Genomic DNA, 19,198 nt, shown 5'->3' with positions numbered 1-19,198 from the left:
GCCACGTCACCCTCACCTCCCTCGCCCAGGCCTTCTGCACCCTGCTCAGACTCGACCCAAAAGCCCCTGCGCCGGCCTGACCCTCTACGCGGTCCCCCGCGAACTCCAGGCCCTCCTGGCCACCTGGACCGGCGCCTGCTCGATATGCGGCCAACCCGCACCAACCCCCGAACCCCACCACAGGACCTAACAAAGCCCTACTAGAAGACTGCTGAAGATCTCGAAATCGAGCCCGGCTCGTACCTGTTCGACCCGATTGACATGCACCAGCATTCCGGGGTGAGCCGAACGGCCCGGGCAAGATCTTCAGGGCTCTTCCAGGGTCTGTCCGGCGGGTCAGGGCCGGACAGACCCTGGAGACCTGTCCGGCCAGGGGCCCTTCGGCCTCGGGATGCGTCGGGCCCCGCTCCGATGCAGGCTGGGGAGATGGACCACCGGCCCGTGGAGGTGACCTCGTGAGGCCCCACGACGAGCCAAAGGGCTGGGGAGCACTCCAGCCGCCGCCCGGCTACTACTCGGCCGACGGGCTGCCGCCCGACGCCATGCAGCGCGGGCTGATCCTCGACTGGGCGGTCAACCAGCGGATCGCGAGCGGCTGGCGAGTGGAATCACGCTCCGAGACACAGGTCGTCATGGTCCGGGGCCGGCCGTTGAACCATGTACTGCACGCCATCCTGACGGCGTTCACCTGCTTTCTCTGGGGCGCCGTGTGGCTGGTGCTGGCCGTGACCAACAAGGTTGAGAGGGTCTCGCTCACCGTCGACGCCCAGGGCAACATCGTCTCCGTGAACGGCCCCGGATAGTCCGGCCGGTCTCCGGGCTCACGGCCTGGAGCGACCGGTGGACTCGTTGGATTCGGCGGGTGGGGCAACCACCGGAGCCGCCGCACCCCTCGCAGCGGCCGGCCCGCCCCGGTGGCGCCTCCGGAGCGATCGCACCCCTTCGAAGGCGCAGAACACGGCCAGCACCGCCGACGCCCCGTGCACCGGCCAGTCGCCCAGCCGTACGTAGAGCGTCGTACCGGACGCCAGCGGTACATCGAACACGGCCGCGCCGCTGCTATCCGTACCGAGCGGGGCCCCGATGCGCTCGCCCTGCGGGCCGTACACCGCACTGACGCCGGTGAGCGTCGCATGGACCATCGGGCGGCCGTTCTCGGCGGCCCGCAGCGCCCCGAGCGAGGCGTGCTGTTCGGGAGCCCAGCTGTGCTGGAACGTCGCGGTCGACGACTGGGCGATCAGCAGCTGCGCACCGTCCAGGGTCAGCCGTCGGCTCATGTCGGGGAACGCGGTCTCGAAGCAGATCAGCGGCCCGATGCGCAGACCCTTCCCTCCGGCGGCTCCGGGGAGCCACATCGTTACCGGGTGGGTGCCCCGCAGCCGGTCCTCGCCCGCTGCCTTGCCGAGCGACGTGGCCCACCCGAGCACCGAACGGGCCGGGATGTACTCGCCGAACGGCACCAGCCGCATCTTGTCGTACCGGTCCCCGGTCAGTCCGTCCGGACCCACCAGTACCGCGGACTTGAAGATCCCCGTCCGACCCGATCCGCCGGTCTGCCGGGCGTCCATGTTGACCAGCACATCCGCGCCCACCCGACGCGAGAGGGCCGCGATCCGGGCGGTGATGTCCGGGTGCCGGGAGAGATCCACACCGACACTGCTCTCGCCCCACACCACCAGATCGAGATCGCGTCCCGCCAGTTCGCCGGTCAGCCGCTCACTGACGGCGAGCCGACGCTCCACGCTGTGGGGACCCGCGATCACACCCGGCTGCACGACGGCGATCCTGGCCACGCCCGACCGCCCGGGCTGCGGTGCCCACTGCGCCATCGCCCCCACGGCCAGGGCGCACACCACGATGCCGGCGATGGCGACCGTACGGGCGGTGGCGGCCACGAACAGCAGGGCGACGGCGGTGTTCACCGTGACTACCAGAAGGCTCACCAGCCACACTCCGCCGACGGATGCCACGCGGAGTGCCGGAGCCACCTCCCACTGGCTCGCGCCGAGCAGCCCCCAGGGGCCGCCGAGGCCCTCCCAGGAGCGGGCCAGCTCGATCATCAGCCAGCCGCACGGCACGACGACGACCGCGGCCATGGCTGCTGCGACGGAAACCGGCGCGCGCAGTACCCGGAAGGCCAGCAGACCCCACGGCGCCCACAGCAGACCGAGCAGGGCCGCCAGGACCACGATGAAAACATGGAGGCTCGGCATCAGCCAGTGATGCACGGCCAGCAGGTAGCCGACCCCGCCGAGCCAGCCGTCGAGTGCCGCCCGGCGTCCCGTACCGGCGGACCGGATCAGCAGCAGCCACGGCACCAGACCGACATAGGCGAGCCACCACAGGGAAGGAGCCGGGAACGCGAGCGCGGGCAGCGCACCGGCGAGCAGTGCGACGCAGCCGCGCCACCGGCCGGACCGCAGCATCCGCTCCCACTGCTCGCGCCGACCGGCCGGAATCCGCATGCCGAGCCTCCTCGTCCCGCTGATCAGCAGTGTCCCCCCTGGGCACGCGTTCCGCAGTTCTTTCCCGGCGAGGGAGGGCGGAAGCGCCGGTGGGCGGGCTCAGGAGGGGGTGAGCGAGTCAGCTGTGCCGCGCCATTTCTCGTGCACGGTCACGGTCCGGATCCGCCAGCCGTTCCCCGTACGCGACAGCGTGAAGGCGTACCGCCCGCCGGAGACGAAGTTCGGCGCGGTCGCCCCCGCCCCGGAGCTGTCTTGGCCGCCCGCCGTGCTGTCCAGCCGCATCGGGTTGAGGTAGTCGGCCCGCACTTCGGCCCGGTCGCCCGGGTAGCCGCCCAGGTCCTGGATGTCGAGCCGGCGGTTGACGATCAGGTGCTGGCGTACGGGGAAGAGCCGCATGGTCTCCGCGAGCCACTGGGCGACCTCGGCGGCAGGTCCTTCGATACCGCCCGCGCTGCGGTAGTCGGCGCGGCCGTCCGGGGTGAACAGGGCCCGGTAGTCCACCCATTCGCCGTCGTCCACCGCCATCGCATAGCCGGTGATCACTGCATCGATGGAAAGCTGGTCCATCACGGTCGAGAGATCCACGCGCTGCGTCATCGGGTCAGTCTCTGCCCGCCGGCGTCCGAGGCCAAGGGGTGTGCACGCACGACGGGCCGGTACAACCGTCAGCAGGGCACCACGGCCACCGGGCCGAGCGCATGCGTGAGCGTGGTCTGTGCGACGGGGGAGAGCCCGAGCCCGAGGGACTCACCGCCCTTGCGCCGCCCGATCACGGTCAGCGCCGCGGTTGCCGAGGCCGTGACCAGAGTACGTGCGGCGGAGCCGCCGACCGGTTCCCTGACGACCTCGACCTGCGGGTACTTCTCCCGCCAGCCGGCGGTGAGTTCTGCGAGGGTCCGCTCGGCCGCACCTGCCGCCGCGGCCCGGTCGAAGACCGGGCCGCCGGACAGCATCGAGGAGAACATCGTCCAGCCGTGCACGATCCGCAGTCGCGCACCGGGCCGGGAAGCGGCCGTCGCGAAGGCGAATTCCAGCACCGCTTCACTGCTCTCGTCGGCGGCCACGCCCGCGACAATGTCGGGAAACGCTTCGGCAGCCTCCCCTTCGTCCTCGTCCGACGGTCCGTTGTGGATGACGACGACGGGGCACTGGGCCATTGAGGCGGTCGCCAGACTGTTGGAGCCGAGCATCAGGGACCGGAAACCGCCCAGACCGCGCGAGCCGACGACCACCAGCGACGCATCACGGCTCAGCGAGGTGAGTGCCGCCGAGGGGAAGTCCAGCGGTGCGAGCGTCGACGGGTGAAGATCCGGAACGATCTCGGACACCCTTCGTACGGACTGTGTGAGCAGTTCCTCGGCCTCGCGCTGCTGTGTCTCCTGACCGCTGCGCCGGTTCGGCGTCCGGGCGTGCACGATCACCAGCGGGAGTCCCCGGCGGACGGCCTCGCGGGCGGCCCAGTCGAGTGCCTCACGGCTGTGCGACGAGCCGTCGACGGCTGCGATCACGGGAAGCTCGGTGATGGTCATCATTTCCCTCCGGGTTCAGGCTGTACATGTCCCAGGCTGGTACGCGCACACGTCTTGTGGCAGGGCCTTTCGGCCTCATCTGCCCGGGAAGATCCGGGCAGATGCCACGCGTAACATGCCGCGCCCTGACGCACTTCCACACAGGCGTCGATCGCTCGGCCGACCGCCCGGTCGACCGGATCACCGGACAGGCGGCGACCTGCGCGTTCGCGGTGCCCGAGTTCGTCATCTCCGTGGGCCTGCTGCTCGTCCTGTCCCTGTGGACGGGCCGGCTGCCCGCCGTCACGCTCACCGGCGCCGATGGCGACCCCGCCACCTGGACCATGCTGATCATGCCGGTCCTGGCCCTCGTCATCCCACAAACGGGTTGGAACACCTGCATCGTGCGCGGTGCGCTAGCCGACCAGGCTGCCATCCCGCACGTGGAGGCCGCCCACTTCGACGGCCTTCCGATTCGCCCCCCAGCCCGGCCATCGCCGCTCTCACCATCAGCGCCAACCTCGCCTCGGCTTCCCTCGTCCCTCGCTCCGCACCCAAGGAGGTGACCAGCTCATGAGCCAGACCCCTCACGCGGCCGCCCCCCGGGACTCCGGGTGGGCAGACGAACCGGGTACAGCCCGGAGCCGACGTGCCCCTGGCGAGCGTCACCGACCTCGAAATACGCGTCCCCGACGGCCCGTCCTGCTCCGGTCCGCCAGCCCGAACATCCGCGCCGGGCAGACCACAGCTCTGACGGGGGCCTCGGGGTCGGGCAAGGCGACGCTGCTACGCGCTCCTCGGCCACCTTCCGGCCGGTGCCGCCATCACCGCCGGAACCCTGAACATCCTTGGCCACCACGGTCGTACGGGCTGCCGCGGCGTGCTGTGCGGCGCTCGTCGTCGGGGCACCGGCGTGGGCGGTCGTCCCGTACTGACCGATGGGGGTGCGCCACCCGCTCCTTGACGTTCCCCTCCGGGCAAGCCCCAGCGTGTGCCTGCGGAATCACCGGGACGTACACACGTCCCGTCCCCAGGAGCGGAAGAGGCCCGGATGGAATCGCGTTGTGTCGTCCTCGACATCGGTGGAGTGCTGGAGATGACTCCGCCAACGGGATGGGACGTGGCGTGGGAGCAGCGGCTCGGCCTCGCGCCCGGGTCCATGCATCAGCGGCTGGGAGGCGTCTGGGATGCGGGGAGCACAGGAGCGATCACCGAGCACGAGGTACGTGCACGGGTCGCGGCGGACCTCGGTCTGGGGCCGGCGCAGACCGAGGCATTGATGGCCGACTTGTGGGACGAGTACCTCGGCAGCCCCAACGAAGAGCTGATCGACCATGTGCGGACCCTCGCCTCCCGCTGCAGGCTCGGCATCCTGAGCAACAGCTTTGTCGGAGCCAGGGAACGGGAGGAGAAGCTGTACGGCTTCGGTGATCTGGTGGACGACATCGTCTACTCGCACGAGATCGGCATCTGCAAGCCCGAAGCGGGCGCGTTCGAAGTGACGTGTGCCCGCTTGGGGGTGAAGCCCGCGGACTGTCTCTTCATCGACGATTTCGCGGTCAACGTCACCGCGGCGGAAGCGGCCGGTATGCGGGGGCTCCTGTTCGAGTCCAACGCGCGGACGATCAAAGGCATAGAGACGCACCTGACGCACCGGTGCGGGCAGTGAGGCTTCCGGCCCGCTGCGATTGTCAGTGCCGGATGCGATCCTGCTCCCATGGACGAGCTGATGCGGCAGCGGCGCGTGTACGGCGCCGACCACGACGATCCCGACCCGGGGCCCCAGCCGGGTCACTCCTACCGGGAATTGGTGGGCGGCCCGCTCGACGGGCTGCTCCTCGATGTGACCGGCTGGACGGAGACGGCACTGCGCGAGGGGGCAGCGCTGAACACGGAGATCGGGCGGTTCGGCCCGGGCGGCCGAGCGGAGTACGGCCCCAGGGACGGCGACTTCGACCGGTGGGACTGGCAGGGCGACACACCCTGACCCTCACCGCACGCCACCTTGTCGAGGTGGTGTGGCGGTGGCCGGCGCCGAGCGCGCTGCACGGAGCGCGATGAATGAGACCTGCCAGGACTAATCGCGTGAATCGCTCGATACTGGAACCATGGCACAGAAGACGTCTCGACCGCATGCCCCGCCGACCCTCTCCGTCAAGGGCCGGGACGTACGGATACGCACCATCGGGATCGTGGTACTGATCGGTATTGCGATCTGGTTCATCGCCGCGAACACCGAATCGGTCGGCATCCGGCTGTGGGTACCCACCATCACCCTGCCGCTCTGGGCGGTACTGACCGTGACCCTGCTGGTCGGGCTGGTGATAGGCGGGCTGCTGGCCCACCGCAGGGCGAAGCGCTGAGCCGGCGGACGGGGCGCCGGGCCTCGCGGGCACGCGCACGTAGCGCCAGCCCGCAGACTTGTCCGCGTGCGGGCTCAGCACCCCTGCCGCCACCAGCGCGAACAGGAGCAGCCCGAGAAGCACGCGGTGGATGACGAACGGCATCCGTCGTCGGCCGACCGGGGCCGCAGGGCGATCAGGGCGAGCCAGGTCCGATCGGCCCGACTGGCCCCGCGTGGACCCGAGCGGCAGCTCTCGTGCCGACGGTGAAGACGGCGTCGGCTCGCGAGGCCCCACGGGTGCCCCGGGCACGGACGGCCAGTCCGTCATCGGCCCGAAGGGAGACACCGGTCCTGCCGGCCCGTCAGGCACGGACGGCAAGAGCGGTATGGACGGCGCCGACAGGCAGACCGCTCCGGACGGTTACTCTCTCCAGGCCCCACCGGATGATCCGGATGCCCTGGTATGCCGCCGGACTGGTGCCGAGACACCGTCCCCGGACCAGTCGCGCGACCTGCTCGGCCTGGGGGCTCTCACAGCTACCGCCATGTACAGGAGACTTGATGGCTGATATTCCGCCGCGGCAGACAGAGCGGCGCCTCGACGACAGCGCCGCCGACATGGGGACGCTCGTCGGCCTCGGACTCGTCGAGGAGCAGCCGAAGCCGCAGTACGCCGGGCTGTTCCTCGAACCCGACATCCCGCCGGCCGCAGAGGACGCCGCCTGAGCACGGATGCCCCCGCCGCCCATTCTGGGTGGCGGGGGCATCGTCGTGTCCGAGGCCAGCGGCTGCAGCAGCGCTGACTACGGACCGGTCTCCTCAAATTTGACCGCGGTGAATTCGACCGGCTGTCCGCGCAGCGCCACCCCTGGGCTCGGGGACTGGGCGCAGACCTGCCAGTTGCTCTCCATCAGCACGATGCGGTCTCCGGCCGCGTCGGTCACTGTGATCGAGGTACCCGAGTCGAGGGCGCCGCGGGCCGCCTTCACGGACTTGCCGGCCAGGTTCGGCATCTTGCCGTCCTCGACCTCTGGCTCCCTCTGATCTTTTGCTGGGCAGTTCTCTTCAAGCTCGACGGCCCCGAAGCCGAGCTCGGTGTCGACCGGGATGTTCTTTCCTGGCGCGTAGTTCTGGGAGCACACCTTCCAGTTCCGGTCTTCGGTGGCCGGGATGGGCTGGACAGGCGGCTCCATGTCCGCGAGCAGTTCCAGGAGGTAGGCGCGTCGCTGGATGCAGGGGAGGCTTCGGCAGTCTCCGATCACGGGGTCCGGGTGTTGCAGAACGTCCCGGCAGGAAGCGCGCAGGTTCGCGGATTCTCGGACGGGGGGAAGCCGGAACCCGCGCGTCGGATGGCTGTTGAGGGCCTTCGGCGCGCGGGTCGGGTGGCGCGGGGCTGCCGCTATTCGTCGTGGAGTTCGGCTCGAACGCGGCGTGAGGGTTGGAAGCTGTAGAGGCCGAGGACGTCTGGTGGTTCGGCCAAGCCGGGGCCGCCGTTGCTGACCCAGGTGGTGATGTCTGCGGCGGCGCCGGGGTCGTTGACCTGGCCGAGCCAGACCGGGCGGCCTCCGGCCTTTCGTCCTTCGGCGGAGGGCTGGACGACGATGACGTTGGCGCGCTCGCACGCGTCGAGGCAGTCGGTGCGGCGGACCATGGCCACTGTGGCCAGCGCGGAGCGCAGGTCGGTGAGTTGGGCTTCGTGGTCGAGGTGGGGGACCTTGGCGGGGGTGCCGCAGCAGCATCCGCGGCAGACGGTGACGGTGCAGCGGGCACCGGTCGCCCTGGTTGCGGCGGCGGTGCGGCGGGTGCGTTTACTCAAGGGACGTCCTTACGGAGGGCGTTGGTCCAAGCCTGCTCGCGCAGGAGGCGCAGACCGTTGAGGCCGACGATGACGGTGGAGCCTTCGTGGCCGGCGACGCCGAGCGGCAGCGGGAGGGTGGCGATCAGGTCCCAGGCCACCAGTGCGGTGATGAAGATCCCGGCGATGACCAGATTCTGCACGACGAGGCGGCGGGCCTTGCGTGAGAGGGACACGATCGCGGGGATGGTGGCGAGTTCGTCGCGGACCACGACGGCGTCGGCGGTCTCCAGCGCAAGGTCGGAGCCTGCCTTGCCCATCGCGATGCCGGTGTGTGCGGCGGCCAGCGCGGGTGCGTCGTTGACGCCGTCGCCGATCATCAGTACCCGTCGGCCCTCCGCTTCCCACGCCTGGACAGCGCTCACCTTGTCTTGCGGGAGCAGCCCGGCGCGGACATCGGTGATGCCGACCTCGGCAGCGAGATGACGTGCGCCGCGTTCGTTGTCGCCGGTCAGCAAGACCGGGGCCCGGCCGGTCAGTTCGGTAAGCGCGGCCACCGTCGCCTTCGCGTCCGGGCGGAGCCGGTCGGCGATGCCCAGCACCCCGACCGGGTTGCTGTCGCGCAGGACGAGGACCGCGGTGCGGCCCTCGTCTTCGAGCGCCTGCACCGCGATGCCGATGTCCAGGCCGCCTGTAGGGGCGAGGCGGGTCGGGGAACCGACCTGGATGGTGCGTCCGTCGATGGTGGCGGTGACGCCTGCGCCGGGGGCAGAGGTGAAATCGCTTGCCTCGGCGAGGGTGAGGCTCCGCTCGCGGGCGGCCTGGACGACGGCGCGCGCCAGCGGGTGCTCGCTGGGGTGCTCGGCCGCTGCCGCCAGCGCCAGCAGCCCCTCATCGTCCAGGCCCGAACCGGGCTGGGGACGGATGTTGGTGACACGAGGGGTGCCCTCGGTCAGGGTGCCGGTCTTGTCCAGCGCCACCGCGTCGACCTGGCCCAGGCGCTCCATCACGACCGCCGACTTCGTCAGCACGCCGTGGCGGCCCCCGTTCGCGATCGCGGACAGCAGCGGCGGCATCGTGGACAGCACCACCGCGCACGGTGAAGCGACGATCATGAACGTCATCGCGCGCAGAAGGGCGGGCTGAAGAGCGGAGCCGAACGCGAGCGGGATCGCGAAGACGGCCAGCGTGGCGATGACCATGCCGATCGAGTACCGCTGCTCGATCTTCTCGATGAACAGCTGTGTGGGGGCCTTGGTCTCGGAGGCTTCCTCGACCATCTTCACGATCCGGGCGATCGCCGAGTCCGCCGGGTCACGCTCGACGCGGACCCGCAGGGCGCCGGTGCCATTGACGGTGCCGGCGAACACCTCGTCCCCCACCTGCTTGGCCACCGGGAGCGGTTCGCCGGTGATGGTGGCCTGGTCGACGTCGCTGGCCCCATCGAGGACCTGGCCGTCGGCGCCGACCCGCTCGCCAGGCCGCACCAGGATGGTGTCGCCCACTGTGAGGGAGTCGGCCGGGATGCTCTCCTCCCCGCCGCCGGGCAGGAGCCGGGTCGCGGTGGTCGGCGCGAGGTCGAGCAGGCCGCGCACCGAGTCGGCGGTGCGGGTGGTCGCGACGGCCTCCAGGGCTCCGGAGGTGGCGAAGATGACGATCAGGAGTGCGCCGTCGAGGACCTGGCCGATGGCGGCGGCGCCGAGCGCCGCGACGACCATGAGCAGATCCACGTCCAAGGTCTTGTCCCTGAGGGTCTTCAGGCCCTCCCAACCCGGCTCCCAGCCGCCGGCGACGTAGACGGCCGCATACAGCGGGATCCACAGCCAGGCCGGGGCACCGACAAGATCCAGCGGAAGAGCGATCAGGAACAGCACCAGAGCGACCAGCGCCCACCGGGACTCCGGTAGCGCCAGGATGCGCGTACGCCGCTTCGGCGCCGCCGGACGCGGCCCGGCAGCGGCCGGTGCGGGCCGCTGGTCCAGGATTGAAGACATGACAAAACAACCCTTCACGGGCGGACGGGGCAACACATTCACCATACAGGAACATCTGAACAGATCTTCATGTGTCGCCGGTATGATGGCTCCATGGGCCATGGAACCGACACCGCCAGCAGCGCCACCACCCGCGAGCGCCTTGATGCCGTCGGTACCGCCGACGTCGCCGCCACCCTCCAGGCCCTCGCCACACCCTCCCGGCTCCACATCCTGGCCCACCTCCAGGAAGGCCCCTGCTCGGTCGGCGACCTCGCCGCCGCCGTCGACATGGAACCCTCCGCCTGCTCCCACCAGCTCCGCCTGCTGCGCAACCTCGGCCTGGTCTCCGGCGAACGCCACGGCCGCTCGATCATCTACGCCCTCTACGACAACCACGTCGCCGAACTCCTCGACCAGGCCCTCTACCACGTAGAACACCTGCGCATGGGAATCCGCGACACCCCTGCCGCTGTCGCCGACGAGACGTCGGCCGGGCTGTAGCGGACCGGCGCCGCAGCTGGATGCCCTCGCCGAACAAGGGGGTCTCGCAGGGCGCCAGGTCGGTGCGTACCCGGATGAGGCGGACCGGGTGCCTCCACCGTCCCGATGGATCCAAGGACACGTCCACAGCGACCTCGGCGACGATGACTGGTTCGCCCAGCCGCACTTGGAGCTGCTGTCGCGAGCCCCACCAGGCAGGGAAGGTCCATCCGGTCCACGGATGAGCCGGGTGGCCGGGCTGGAGTTCGGCTGCCAGGGCTTGGCGGGGGGCCCGGTTCAAAAAACGGTGGTGCGGCCGGCGAACCGCAACTGGCCGTTTGTGTCGAAGCGTCCGAGCAGAGCCGTGGTCTGGGCGGACACTGTGCCGGTGACCGCGCCGGTGACGGTTTCGGTGCTGTGCCGGGAACACTGGTGGAGCGTTCGTATTCGACAGACGCAGTGTTCGGGCAACCAGGCGGTGACAGGATCGCCAACGGCTACCGCCCGGCCCGCTACGACTCGGCCGTGGCCCGCCTGCAGGAGAGCCCGTCGGAGGGCCACGAAGTGGTCGACGAGGATGTCGCCGAGCTCTGCCTGTTCTGGCATGTCGACCTCAAAGTCCTGGGCCGCTACGCCTTTTGTGCCTCCGATCCGGCCGGGGCCCTGCGGCCCCGGCGCGATCCGGCTGCTTCCGGCCTGGACGAAGATGACCAGGCGTCGGAGAGCCTGGGGCGCCGGTGATGAGCACGCTCTGCCCGCTCTGGAAGCGTGCACGGGTGAGGGCGCCGTGTTCGGTGAGCAGGCTAGTGGGCAGGGCGGAGGCTTCGTCGTATCCGAGGCTTTCGGGGATGGGCATGACGTGCCGGTGGTCGGCCAGGATGTACTGGGCGAAGGCTCCCCGGGTGGTGCCCATGACACGGTCGCCGATGCGGACGTTCTCGGCGCCTGGCCCGGTGGCGGCGATGTCGTCGGCGAATTCGTAGCCGGCCAGGTACTCGGTTCTCTGGCCGGCGGCCGGGGCGAAGGAGCTGTCGAGCTGCTGCACGCCGGCGTTGTTGAGGGAGACAGCGTGGGCGCGGACCAGAACCTGGCCCGGGCCGGGTTCTGGTACGGGCACCTCACGGGTCTCCTGGTGCGGGGCGGTGCCGCCGAAGAGTGCGGCCATCATCGGGGTCACGTCTCGGTGAACTCGTCACCCGCAGCGAGGAATTCCGCACCGCCTGGGCCAAGCACACGTGCGCCTCCACCACACCGGCCGCAAGTCCTTCCGCCACCCCGCCGTCGGCGTCCTCACCCTGGACTTCAACGCCATGGAACCGCCCGCGCAGCCCGGCATGACCCTCACCGCATACACCGCTGCGCCTGGCACCCCCGACCGCGACGCCCTGCAGCTCCTCGCCGGCTGGGCCGCCACCGAGAACACTTCGCCCACGGGCAGCCACGGCACCGGCGACCGGCAGAACCGCTGAACACGGTGCTGTGATCGCCCAGCGCCTGATGCGCGAGTTCTGCGGGAGACCCCGGGCTGATCACGTTTCCCCAGGTCGCCGTTGGCTCGTTCAAGATCCAGTGGAGTTCCCGTTGCCGAGTGCCCAAGCCTCGATGTCGCGGTAGTGGATCGGTCCGCGGCTGCGGCCGACGTTGCTGCCGACCAGGTGCAGACGTTCGGCAGGCCATCGGCGGCCGGTGAATCCGGCGAACCCTTCGGCGATATCTGCTGCCGAGGACCGATCTCCTCGGCGGGCACGGGCCAATGTCAGATGGGGGCGCAGGGGTCGGTCCTCGAAGGCGACACCGCAGCTCTTGACTACGGCACGCACATCGGCGGCGAGCATGTGCAGGTCATCGAGGTCTCCGTCGATTCCGCTCCACAGCACCCGGTCGTCGAAGTTTCCGCTGCCGCGCAGCGCCAAAGAGAATGGTTGGTGGTCCGCTGCGAGTCTGGCGAGAGGCGGGCGCAGGAGCGGGACGGTCTCGGCCGGTAGCTCCCCGAGGAACGCCAGGGTGATGTGCCAGTCCTCGATGCGGTTCCACCGCATGTGAGGGTGTGTTTCATAGGCGGGGCGCAGCTCCCGGGCCAGTTCTTCTTTCGCGTGGTCGGGCGGGGCGAGGGCGATGAACACGCGAACGGTCGCGGGCTGAGTCTGTTCGTTCACACCGGACTTCGTACCGCATCCGGGTGGTTGACGCGAAGGCCCAGGTAATGCGGGAGAGGCGCTCGCGGTCGCGATGGACCCGGAAAGACCAGCGGCAACCTACGACGCCCTCAAAGCAGCGCTTCCAGCCCGAGAGGGCTGGAAATGTCGGTCAGAAGCAGAAACGCCTGGACGCTGCTCCAGGTCTACCCGCAACTGACCATGATGGCGCCGGCACACCACGTCGCGGCCGCGTGAGCCGTTCGGGCCGGGTTCAGCAGTCGTAGCGGTGGGTGTACGGGGTGTCCGGGCAGGTGCGGCAGACGAAGAAGTACATGCCGCCGATGTCGCCCAGGCCCATGTCGTGTCCGAACGCGTCGAGGGCGGCGGGATACGCCTCGGCCCGCCAGGACGGGGTCGCGGCCTGGTCCTGGCGGGGGTTCCGGTCGTCCAGGGGGAGCCAGCGACCCATGCCCGGTTCGGTCGCGGTGACGCTGAGCAGGTGTTCCATGCGTGTGCCGCAGCCCGCGCAGTCGGGCCAGTCCGGCGGCTGGGTCCACCCCGGGTAGCCGCCGACCTTGCTCTGCTGTCCTGCTGCATGTGCCCTGACGGCATGGGGTCTCCTGCTGCTGGTGGTCGTACGTCACCGACCCTGGCCCTCGCCCCCGACAGCGGTCCCGCCCGCGCCTCCCGCCGCCCTGCATCCGGCCCGTGGGCGACGGGCTGAATCCACTTCGGCTTCGAGAGGCCCGACACCATCCGCACGGCGGACATGCCGCTCCTTGCGTCACGGCAGATCGCCGCCTGCAGATCGCCTTTGAACTTGGGCAGGACCTGGGCACCTCGTCGTGCAGTGCACAACCATGGTTCCGAAGCAAGCACCGAGGAACGGCGCCACTGACGATCAGCCGGAGCCGCGCGGGTCAAGCCGCTGCGACAACATCTGCCCGGACTACGGCCGCCCACTCCACCAGCAGCTCCCGGTACCGGCCCTCACCCTCCGGCGACAGGGGGCCGGCCGCCCACAGCGCGCGGATGTCCGCGTTCACCGCGGTGGGGGAGCGCACAGGGGTGGCAGGCGAGGGGCTGATCGGCATGGGAACAGGCTACGGGGCAGGACTGACAGCGCCATAGGATCGCCGCATGATCCGTGCGGTAGCCCTCGACATCGGTGAAACCCTCGTCCGCGATGACCGCTACTGGGCATCATGGGCCGACTGGCTCGACATCCCGCGGCACACCGTCTCGGCGCTCGTCGGCGCCGTCGTCGCCACCGGGCAGGACAACACCGAAGCCTTGCGGCTCATCCGCCCCGGAATCGACGTCGCCGCCGAATATGCGGCACGGGAAGCAGCCGGCCGCGGAGAGCGGCTCGATGAGACGGACCTGTACCCGGACGTCCGGCCCGCCCTCGCCGCTCTACGCAAGCAGGGCGTTCGTGTCGTCATCGCCGGAAATCAGACCGTTAAGGCTGGGAAGCTGCTGCGGGAACTCGACCTGCCGTGCGACGCACTCGCCACGTCAGGAGAGTGGGGCGCGGCCAAGCCGTCCGCCGAGTTCTTCGCACGAGTCCTTGAGGCTGCCCAGGCCGACGCCATGGAAACTCTGTACGTCGGCGACCACCCCGCCAACGACGTGATTCCCGCTGCTGCAGCCGGATTGCGGACCGCGCATCTGCGCCGCGGCCCATGGGGTTACCTGTGGGCGGAGAGCCCCGAGGCGGCAGCGGCTGACTGGCGCATCTCCAGCCTCCACGACCTGCTCGACATCACCCGCGGCTGACGGCTGACCGCAGTGGCCTCACCCGTAGTTGTGGGGGTGAGGCCGTTCTCGTACCGACACCACGAGCGCCGGGTACGGTTCCAGGTATTGCCTTGAACGGAGCCGCACGCTCGTTGCCCGCGACTGGACGCCGCCGGGCACGATGCCGGCAGGTGTCGCGTGTCGCTGTCATTCGTTGATCGGTCTGACCAGGGCCCGGCCGCAGTCCACCCCTCCAGGTGACGGCCTCGCCCTGGTTCAGTCATGTAGGAGATCGAATGGGGGGCGAGTGGGGGACGATCACGTCGAGCGGGTTCGAAATGCCTCTGACTCGCTCTAGTAATCTCCGGTTCGAAGCCAGTGCTGAGGCCTGCAATGAGCTCCGGCTAGCCCGCCGACTCGCCCGCGTGCGGGCTCAGTACCCCTGCCGTCACCAGCGCGAACAGGAGCAGCCCGAGAAGCACGCGGTAGATGACGAACGGCATGAAGCTCTTGGTCGTGATGAACTTCATGAACCAGGCGATAACGGCATAGCCCACGCCGAATGCGATGAACGTCGCGAAGATCGTCGGACCCCACGACACATGCCCCTCGCCCGCGTCCTTGAGCTCGAAGACACCCGAGGCGAGCACCGCCGGGATCGCGAGCAGGAAGGAGTAACGGGCCGCCGCCTCGCGGGTGTACCCCATCAGCAGACCGCCACTGATGGTGGCGCCGGAGCGGGAGACACCCGGGATCAGGGCCATCGCCTGGCAGAAGCCGAAGATCAGGCCGTCCTTGACGCCGAGCTCCTTCAGCGTCTTGCGTTCCTTGGCGGCCCGGTGCCTGCCACCTGCCTCGTCGCGGGCGGCGAGACGGTCGGCGATGCCGAGGACGATGCCCATGACGATCAGGGTGGTGGCGATCAGTCGCAGATCGCGGAAAGGCCCCTCGATCTGGTCCTTGAACGTCACGCCGAGCACACCGATGGGGATGGAGCCGACGATGACCAGCCAGCCCATCTGCGCGTCGTGGTCGCTGCGCATCGACCGGTTGGTCAGCGAGCGGAACCAGGCCGAGACGATCCGGACGATGTCCTTGCGGAAGTAGATGAGGACTGCCGCCTCCGTGCCGATCTGGGTGATGGCGGTGAACGCCGCACCCGGGTCGTGCCAGCCGGCGAACGCTGCGGTGAGCCGCAGATGTGCGCTGGAGGAGATCGGCAGGAACTCGGTCAGTCCCTGAACGAGGCCCAGGACGAACGATTCGAACCAGCTCATGGGGCTTTGGCCATCCCGGAGGTGATCGTGCATCGACCGACGGCAGTAAGGCTGTCGGCAACGTGCGCATTGCGGTCAAATGAGGGCAGGGCCGTGCCTGGCCCGGAGATCTTCGGTCGGTCGCGGGCAGGGTATCGCCCTCAGATGAACAGCGATACGCGTACCCCCGCGCCCGCCCACCGCCCCGGTGTCCGCTCCCACGCGTACCGGATCACTCGGCGGCGAGGCGGTGGCGCTTGCGCCAGGCGACGACGGCCGCGCCGAGCCCCGTCAGCACGATGAAGCCCATCGCGGCCAGGAACGCGGGCGACGTCGGTGACGAGGCCTCGCTGCCCGCGACGACATACGCGGCGGTGTTCGGGACCGAGCCGAGCCCGGTGGCCATCAGGAACGGCGGATACCCCATGCGCGAGACGGCCGCGCAGTAGTTGGCCGCCGCGAACGGCACACCGGGGAACAGCCGCAGCGCCAGCATCGAGCGGAAACCGTGCCGGCTCAGCTGACCGTCCGCCGCCTTGAGCCAGCGCCCGCGCAGCAGCGTACGGAGCGCGTCCTGCCCGAGCACCCTGCCCAGCCCGAACGAGATGCCCGCGCCGAGCACCGTACCCGCCAGCGCGGCGGCCAGCCCCGCCTGCGAACCGAAGAGCGCACCGGCGGCGAGATTGAGCAGTGGCCGCGGTACGAAGGCCACGGTGCACACGCCGTACACGACACCGAACAGCACGACTGCGGCGGCGCCACCGCTCAGCTGGGCAGGCCGGCCGGTGGCGAGCAACCGTTGGGGTTCGAGGAACAGCGTCGTCGCCGCGGCGGCCACCAGCACGGCCACGAGCAGCGAGAACCGGGACCAGGGCGAGAGCAGCGCCCTCGTGCAGCGCACGGCGAGGCCGCCTGTGGGCCGGGCGGCGGGGACGGGGTCGAGCATGCGGGGAGACTAACCGACGTCCGGGTGTGATCGCCGTAATGTGCACGGTACGAGCCAGGCGGCCGATATCGCTCCCGCGTGCTGCCGGCGTCCCGCGGACCAGGCATCTGTGACGGCGGGGAGGAACCCGGACTCCCGTGTCCGGCTTGAGGTGCCCGCCGGAAAACCGTTCGACGTGGCCGTGCCGGTCGGCCATGATCGGACCCATGTTCCGGTACGCCTTCCTCGCAGCGCAGTCCGCAGTCGCGGACGCGCCGAAGGCTGCCGTGAACCCCGTCACCGCAGCGGCACTTGTCGCAGCGGCAGCGTTCTTTGCTGCCGCAGCGCCCATCGGCGGCGCACGAAGCTGACCCTCCCCCGACAGTCCGGCGGACCCCGTAAGGGGAGGGTCGGCGAGGCCCTGGGGTCTTCTCTCTCAGCTTCGAATTCCAAGGAATGAGCCATGCCCAAGACGGCATACGTGCGCACCAAGCCGCACCTCAACATCGGCACCATGGGCCACGTCGACCACGGCAAGACCACCCTGACCGCCGCCATCACCAAGGTCCTCAGCGACCGCGGAACCGGCACGTTCGTCCCGTTCGACCGGATCGACCGTGCGCCGGAGGAGACCCGGCGCGGCATCACCATCAACATCGCGCACGTCGAGTACGAGACCGACACCCGTCACTACGCGCATGTCGACATGCCGGGACACGCCGACTACATCAAGAACATGGTCACCGGAGCCGCCCAGCTCGACGGGGCGATCCTCGTCGTCTCCGCGCTCGACGGGATCATGCCGCAGACCGCCGAGCACGTTCTGCTCGCCCGTCAGGTGGGCGTCGACCACATCGTCGTCGCCCTCAACAAGGCGGACGCCGTCGACGACGGCGAGGACACGGTGCTGACCGACCTGGTCGAGCTGGAGGTCCGCGAGCTGCTCTCCGCGCACGGCTACGGCGGCGACGGTGTCCCCGTCGTACGGGTGTCGGGCCTGAAGGCCCTGGAGGGCGACCCGCGGTGGACCGCGGCCGTCGAGGCGCTGCTGGACGCCGTCGACACGTATGTGCCGATGCCGGTCCGCTACACCGACGCTCCGTTCCTGCTGTCGGTGGAGAACATCCTGACCATCACCGGCCGGGGCACCGTCGTCACCGGAGCCGTCGAGCGCGGCACTGTGCGGGTCGGTGACCGGGTGTCGGTGCTGGGCCCGGACATCGAAACGGTCGTCATCGGACTGGAGACCTTCGGGAAGCCGATGGAGTCGGCGGAGGCCGGCGACAACGTGGCCCTGCTGCTGCGTGGGGTGGAGCGCGACCGAGTGCGTCGCGGCCATGTGGTCGCGGCGCCCGGCAGCGTGACGCCGAGCCGCCGTTTCACCGCGCAGGTGTATGTCCTGTCGGCGCGGGAGGGCGGCCGGACCACCCCGGTGACCACCGGCTACCGGCCGCAGTTCTACATCCGCACCGCGGACGTCGTGGGCGACGTCGACCTCGGTGCGGTGGCGGTGGCTCGACCCGGGGACACGGTCGACGTGACCGTCGAGCTGGGTCGTGACGTCCCGCTGGAGACCGGACTCGGCTTCGCGATCCGCGAGGGCGGCCGCACCGTCGGCGCGGGCACCGTCACCGGACTGCTCTGAGCCGTGTCGCACCAGGGGCCCGCCTCCCGTACCCCACGGGAGGCGGGCCCGGTGCCGTGAGCGAGACTGACGGTATGACAGAAACTGCACTGGTGCTCGGTGCCGGCGGCGTCACGGGCGGCGCCTGGGAGACCGGAATTCTGTACGGGCTCGCAAAGGCGGGCGTGGACCTGTCCACCGCCGACCTGATCATCGGCAGTTCGGCGGGCGCGGTGGTCGGCGCGCAGTTGGCCTCCGGACTGCTCGGCCTTCCGGAACTGTACGAACTCCAGCTCGCCGATCCGCAGGGCATGACCGGCGGCAAACTCGGCGCGCTGACCCTTCTGCGCTATGCGGGGGCCGTGCTGTCCGCACGTACTCCCGAGGCATACGGGCGGAAGCTGGCCCGGATCGCGAAGGACGCCCACCTCCGCATCACGGCGGAGGAACGGCGCGCGGCGATCGCCGGGCGTCTCCTGTCGCCCGACTGGCCCGGGCGTCCCCTGCGCATCACCGCGGTCGACGCGGCCACCGGTGAGCTCCACACGTTCGACAAGGACAGCGGAGTGCCGCTCGTGGACGCCGTCACCGCGAGCTCCGCCGTCCCGGCCGTATGGCCCGTCGCCACCTTCCAGGAACGGTCCTGGATCGACGGCGGGGTGCACTCCCCGGCCAACGCCCATCTCGCCGCAGGCTGCGGGCGCGTCGTCGTCCTCGCTCCGACGGCCAGTGGCAACAACGTCATCGTCTCGCCGCGCTCGCAGGCGGCCGAGCTGGCTGCGAAGGGCGCCCGTGTGGAGGTCATCACCCCGGATGCGGCGGCGAAGAAGGCATTCGGCCGCAACTCCCTCGACCCCAGCCGCCGGGCCGCGGCGGCCCGTGCCGGGCTCGCCCAGTCGGCGGCGCACACCGAAGCCGTCGCCGCGGTCGTGAGCAGCTGATCGGGC

The 19,198-nt window shown here is 70.1% G+C and carries 24 protein-coding genes and 1 pseudogene; 12 read left to right on the top strand and 13 right to left on the bottom strand.

Features of this window, described 5'->3' with window-relative positions:
* Positions 1 to 455 precede the first annotated feature (455 nt).
* On the top strand, positions 456 to 803 hold the full coding sequence (locus ACIPEK_RS31590; protein WP_402003037.1) for a hypothetical protein: 348 nt from the start codon (positions 456 to 458) through the stop codon (positions 801 to 803).
* A gap of 18 nt (positions 804 to 821) precedes the next feature.
* Here ACIPEK_RS31590 and lnt read toward each other — a convergent pair whose 3' ends face one another.
* From lnt to ACIPEK_RS31575, 3 genes are all read right to left on the bottom strand, one after another.
* Complete coding sequence (gene lnt / locus ACIPEK_RS31585; RefSeq protein ID WP_402003034.1) at positions 822 to 2,465, bottom strand: apolipoprotein N-acyltransferase; 1,644 nt, start codon at positions 2,463 to 2,465, stop codon at positions 822 to 824.
* A 99-nt stretch (positions 2,466 to 2,564) separates the two neighbouring features.
* Complete coding sequence (locus ACIPEK_RS31580; protein ID WP_402003031.1) at positions 2,565 to 3,062, bottom strand: nuclear transport factor 2 family protein; 498 nt, start codon at positions 3,060 to 3,062, stop codon at positions 2,565 to 2,567.
* A 68-nt stretch (positions 3,063 to 3,130) separates the two neighbouring features.
* The gene (locus tag ACIPEK_RS31575; RefSeq protein ID WP_402003028.1) at positions 3,131 to 3,994 is read right to left on the bottom strand and encodes a universal stress protein; all 864 of its coding nucleotides are present in this window, start codon (positions 3,992 to 3,994) and stop codon (positions 3,131 to 3,133) included.
* A 101-nt stretch (positions 3,995 to 4,095) separates the two neighbouring features.
* Here ACIPEK_RS31575 and ACIPEK_RS31570 point away from each other — a divergent pair, with 101 nt between their 5' ends.
* The 5 genes from ACIPEK_RS31570 (at position 4,096) to ACIPEK_RS31550 (ending at position 7,043) form a co-directional block, all read left to right on the top strand.
* Positions 4,096 to 4,539 (top strand): hypothetical protein, encoded by a 444-nt coding sequence (locus ACIPEK_RS31570; RefSeq protein WP_402003025.1) that lies wholly within the window; start codon positions 4,096 to 4,098, stop codon positions 4,537 to 4,539.
* Between the two features lie 485 nt (positions 4,540 to 5,024).
* Positions 5,025 to 5,642: an HAD family hydrolase gene (locus ACIPEK_RS31565; protein ID WP_402003022.1), complete on the top strand. Its 618-nt coding sequence runs from the start codon at positions 5,025 to 5,027 to the stop codon at positions 5,640 to 5,642.
* Between the two features lie 48 nt (positions 5,643 to 5,690).
* Positions 5,691 to 5,960: a hypothetical protein gene (locus ACIPEK_RS31560; RefSeq protein ID WP_383078122.1), complete on the top strand. Its 270-nt coding sequence runs from the start codon at positions 5,691 to 5,693 to the stop codon at positions 5,958 to 5,960.
* A 121-nt stretch (positions 5,961 to 6,081) separates the two neighbouring features.
* The gene (locus tag ACIPEK_RS31555) at positions 6,082 to 6,336 is read left to right on the top strand and encodes a LapA family protein (RefSeq protein WP_383078120.1); all 255 of its coding nucleotides are present in this window, start codon (positions 6,082 to 6,084) and stop codon (positions 6,334 to 6,336) included.
* Between the two features lie 542 nt (positions 6,337 to 6,878).
* The gene (locus ACIPEK_RS31550; RefSeq protein WP_383078118.1) at positions 6,879 to 7,043 is read left to right on the top strand and encodes a hypothetical protein; all 165 of its coding nucleotides are present in this window, start codon (positions 6,879 to 6,881) and stop codon (positions 7,041 to 7,043) included.
* A 77-nt stretch (positions 7,044 to 7,120) separates the two neighbouring features.
* Here ACIPEK_RS31550 and ACIPEK_RS31545 read toward each other — a convergent pair whose 3' ends face one another.
* From ACIPEK_RS31545 to ACIPEK_RS31535, 3 genes are all read right to left on the bottom strand, one after another.
* Complete coding sequence (locus ACIPEK_RS31545; protein ID WP_402003018.1) at positions 7,121 to 7,579, bottom strand: hypothetical protein; 459 nt, start codon at positions 7,577 to 7,579, stop codon at positions 7,121 to 7,123.
* Positions 7,580 to 7,716: 137 nt separating this feature from the next.
* Entirely contained in the window at positions 7,717 to 8,133 is a 417-nt protein-coding gene (locus ACIPEK_RS31540) for a (2Fe-2S) ferredoxin domain-containing protein (RefSeq protein WP_402003015.1), read from the bottom strand.
* Positions 8,130 to 10,106 (bottom strand): heavy metal translocating P-type ATPase, encoded by a 1,977-nt coding sequence (locus ACIPEK_RS31535; protein ID WP_402003012.1) that lies wholly within the window; start codon positions 10,104 to 10,106, stop codon positions 8,130 to 8,132. Before ACIPEK_RS31535 ends, ACIPEK_RS31540 begins: the two co-directional genes overlap by 4 nt.
* 93 nt (positions 10,107 to 10,199) lie before the next feature.
* On the opposite strand from ACIPEK_RS31535, the gene ACIPEK_RS31530 reads away from it, so the two are divergent.
* Positions 10,200 to 10,589 carry an ArsR/SmtB family transcription factor gene (locus ACIPEK_RS31530; protein WP_383078113.1) on the top strand — a complete coding sequence of 130 codons (390 nt, stop codon included), beginning with the start codon at positions 10,200 to 10,202 and terminating at the stop codon, positions 10,587 to 10,589.
* A gap of 276 nt (positions 10,590 to 10,865) precedes the next feature.
* On the opposite strand, the gene ACIPEK_RS31525 is transcribed toward ACIPEK_RS31530, so the two are convergent.
* Together ACIPEK_RS31525 and ACIPEK_RS31520 are read right to left on the bottom strand one after the other, a co-directional pair.
* Complete coding sequence (locus tag ACIPEK_RS31525; RefSeq protein ID WP_402003008.1) at positions 10,866 to 11,174, bottom strand: hypothetical protein; 309 nt, start codon at positions 11,172 to 11,174, stop codon at positions 10,866 to 10,868.
* Positions 11,175 to 11,181: 7 nt separating this feature from the next.
* Positions 11,182 to 11,736: an alcohol dehydrogenase catalytic domain-containing protein gene (locus ACIPEK_RS31520; RefSeq protein WP_402003052.1), complete on the bottom strand. Its 555-nt coding sequence runs from the start codon at positions 11,734 to 11,736 to the stop codon at positions 11,182 to 11,184.
* A gap of 11 nt (positions 11,737 to 11,747) precedes the next feature.
* Here ACIPEK_RS31520 and ACIPEK_RS31515 point away from each other — a divergent pair.
* Positions 11,748 to 12,037: pseudogene (locus ACIPEK_RS31515) on the top strand (transcriptional regulator); the annotation flags it as partial.
* A 90-nt stretch (positions 12,038 to 12,127) separates the two neighbouring features.
* Here the strand turns inward: ACIPEK_RS31515 and thpR are convergent.
* The 3 genes from thpR to ACIPEK_RS31500 form a co-directional block, all read right to left on the bottom strand.
* Positions 12,128 to 12,724, bottom strand: coding sequence for an RNA 2',3'-cyclic phosphodiesterase (gene thpR, locus ACIPEK_RS31510; RefSeq protein ID WP_402003006.1), 597 nt, complete (start codon positions 12,722 to 12,724; stop codon positions 12,128 to 12,130).
* A 253-nt stretch (positions 12,725 to 12,977) separates the two neighbouring features.
* A complete protein-coding gene (locus ACIPEK_RS31505; protein WP_402003003.1) occupies positions 12,978 to 13,214 on the bottom strand; it encodes a hypothetical protein in 237 nt (78 codons plus the stop codon).
* 412 nt (positions 13,215 to 13,626) lie between these two features.
* On the bottom strand, positions 13,627 to 13,800 hold the full coding sequence (locus tag ACIPEK_RS31500) for a hypothetical protein (protein ID WP_402003000.1): 174 nt from the start codon (positions 13,798 to 13,800) through the stop codon (positions 13,627 to 13,629).
* Between the two features lie 46 nt (positions 13,801 to 13,846).
* Between ACIPEK_RS31500 and ACIPEK_RS31495 the strand changes: the two genes are divergently transcribed.
* Positions 13,847 to 14,485, top strand: a complete 639-nt coding sequence (locus ACIPEK_RS31495; RefSeq protein WP_402002997.1) for an HAD family hydrolase — start codon at positions 13,847 to 13,849, stop codon at positions 14,483 to 14,485.
* Positions 14,486 to 14,850: 365 nt separating this feature from the next.
* Here the strand turns inward: ACIPEK_RS31495 and ACIPEK_RS31490 are convergent, their stop codons facing one another.
* Together ACIPEK_RS31490 and ACIPEK_RS31485 are read right to left on the bottom strand one after the other, a co-directional pair.
* The gene (locus tag ACIPEK_RS31490) at positions 14,851 to 15,723 is read right to left on the bottom strand and encodes an undecaprenyl-diphosphate phosphatase (protein WP_383078105.1); all 873 of its coding nucleotides are present in this window, start codon (positions 15,721 to 15,723) and stop codon (positions 14,851 to 14,853) included.
* Between the two features lie 211 nt (positions 15,724 to 15,934).
* Positions 15,935 to 16,648 carry a TVP38/TMEM64 family protein gene (locus ACIPEK_RS31485; RefSeq protein ID WP_402002994.1) on the bottom strand — a complete coding sequence of 238 codons (714 nt, stop codon included), beginning with the start codon at positions 16,646 to 16,648 and terminating at the stop codon, positions 15,935 to 15,937.
* 206 nt (positions 16,649 to 16,854) lie between these two features.
* Between ACIPEK_RS31485 and ACIPEK_RS31480 the strand changes: the two genes are divergently transcribed.
* The 3 genes from ACIPEK_RS31480 (at position 16,855) to ACIPEK_RS31470 (ending at position 19,192) form a co-directional block, all read left to right on the top strand.
* Positions 16,855 to 16,998 (top strand): hypothetical protein, encoded by a 144-nt coding sequence (locus tag ACIPEK_RS31480; RefSeq protein WP_402002991.1) that lies wholly within the window; start codon positions 16,855 to 16,857, stop codon positions 16,996 to 16,998.
* Between the two features lie 92 nt (positions 16,999 to 17,090).
* On the top strand, positions 17,091 to 18,272 hold the full coding sequence (gene tuf, locus ACIPEK_RS31475; RefSeq protein WP_402002988.1) for an elongation factor Tu: 1,182 nt from the start codon (positions 17,091 to 17,093) through the stop codon (positions 18,270 to 18,272).
* Between the two features lie 74 nt (positions 18,273 to 18,346).
* Positions 18,347 to 19,192, top strand: coding sequence for a patatin-like phospholipase family protein (locus ACIPEK_RS31470; RefSeq protein ID WP_402002985.1), 846 nt, complete (start codon positions 18,347 to 18,349; stop codon positions 19,190 to 19,192).
* Positions 19,193 to 19,198: the final 6 nt, after the last annotated feature.

It is taken from the genome of Streptomyces sp. NPDC088246 (genome assembly GCF_044741025.1).
GTDB lineage: Bacteria > Actinomycetota > Actinomycetes > Streptomycetales > Streptomycetaceae > Streptomyces.
The sequence above is the reverse complement of the archived record's forward strand: the minus strand, read 5'-3'. Positions and strand labels throughout refer to the sequence as shown.

What these genes read in the sequence shown, in the direction of transcription:
- lnt (WP_402003034.1), bottom strand. Translation starts at nt 2,465, where the DNA reads ATGCGGATTCCGGCCGGTCGGCGCGAGCAGTGGGAGCGGATGCTGCGG.
- ACIPEK_RS31580 (WP_402003031.1), bottom strand. Translation starts at nt 3,062, where the DNA reads ATGACGCAGCGCGTGGATCTCTCGACCGTGATGGACCAGCTTTCCATC.
- ACIPEK_RS31575 (WP_402003028.1), bottom strand. Translation starts at nt 3,994, where the DNA reads ATGACCATCACCGAGCTTCCCGTGATCGCAGCCGTCGACGGCTCGTCG.
- ACIPEK_RS31570 (WP_402003025.1), top strand. Translation starts at nt 4,096, where the DNA reads ATGCCACGCGTAACATGCCGCGCCCTGACGCACTTCCACACAGGCGTC.
- ACIPEK_RS31565 (WP_402003022.1), top strand. Translation starts at nt 5,025, where the DNA reads ATGGAATCGCGTTGTGTCGTCCTCGACATCGGTGGAGTGCTGGAGATG.
- ACIPEK_RS31560 (WP_383078122.1), top strand. Translation starts at nt 5,691, where the DNA reads ATGGACGAGCTGATGCGGCAGCGGCGCGTGTACGGCGCCGACCACGAC.
- ACIPEK_RS31555 (WP_383078120.1), top strand. Translation starts at nt 6,082, where the DNA reads ATGGCACAGAAGACGTCTCGACCGCATGCCCCGCCGACCCTCTCCGTC.
- ACIPEK_RS31550 (WP_383078118.1), top strand. Translation starts at nt 6,879, where the DNA reads ATGGCTGATATTCCGCCGCGGCAGACAGAGCGGCGCCTCGACGACAGC.
- ACIPEK_RS31535 (WP_402003012.1), bottom strand. Translation starts at nt 10,106, where the DNA reads ATGTCTTCAATCCTGGACCAGCGGCCCGCACCGGCCGCTGCCGGGCCG.
- ACIPEK_RS31530 (WP_383078113.1), top strand. Translation starts at nt 10,200, where the DNA reads ATGGGCCATGGAACCGACACCGCCAGCAGCGCCACCACCCGCGAGCGC.
- ACIPEK_RS31525 (WP_402003008.1), bottom strand. Translation starts at nt 11,174, where the DNA reads ATGCCAGAACAGGCAGAGCTCGGCGACATCCTCGTCGACCACTTCGTG.
- ACIPEK_RS31520 (WP_402003052.1), bottom strand. Translation starts at nt 11,736, where the DNA reads ATGATGGCCGCACTCTTCGGCGGCACCGCCCCGCACCAGGAGACCCGT.
- ACIPEK_RS31505 (WP_402003003.1), bottom strand. Translation starts at nt 13,214, where the DNA reads ATGGAACACCTGCTCAGCGTCACCGCGACCGAACCGGGCATGGGTCGC.
- ACIPEK_RS31500 (WP_402003000.1), bottom strand. Translation starts at nt 13,800, where the DNA reads ATGCCGATCAGCCCCTCGCCTGCCACCCCTGTGCGCTCCCCCACCGCG.
- ACIPEK_RS31495 (WP_402002997.1), top strand. Translation starts at nt 13,847, where the DNA reads ATGATCCGTGCGGTAGCCCTCGACATCGGTGAAACCCTCGTCCGCGAT.
- ACIPEK_RS31490 (WP_383078105.1), bottom strand. Translation starts at nt 15,723, where the DNA reads ATGAGCTGGTTCGAATCGTTCGTCCTGGGCCTCGTTCAGGGACTGACC.
- ACIPEK_RS31485 (WP_402002994.1), bottom strand. Translation starts at nt 16,648, where the DNA reads ATGCTCGACCCCGTCCCCGCCGCCCGGCCCACAGGCGGCCTCGCCGTG.
- ACIPEK_RS31480 (WP_402002991.1), top strand. Translation starts at nt 16,855, where the DNA reads ATGTTCCGGTACGCCTTCCTCGCAGCGCAGTCCGCAGTCGCGGACGCG.
- tuf (WP_402002988.1), top strand. Translation starts at nt 17,091, where the DNA reads ATGCCCAAGACGGCATACGTGCGCACCAAGCCGCACCTCAACATCGGC.
- ACIPEK_RS31470 (WP_402002985.1), top strand. Translation starts at nt 18,347, where the DNA reads ATGACAGAAACTGCACTGGTGCTCGGTGCCGGCGGCGTCACGGGCGGC.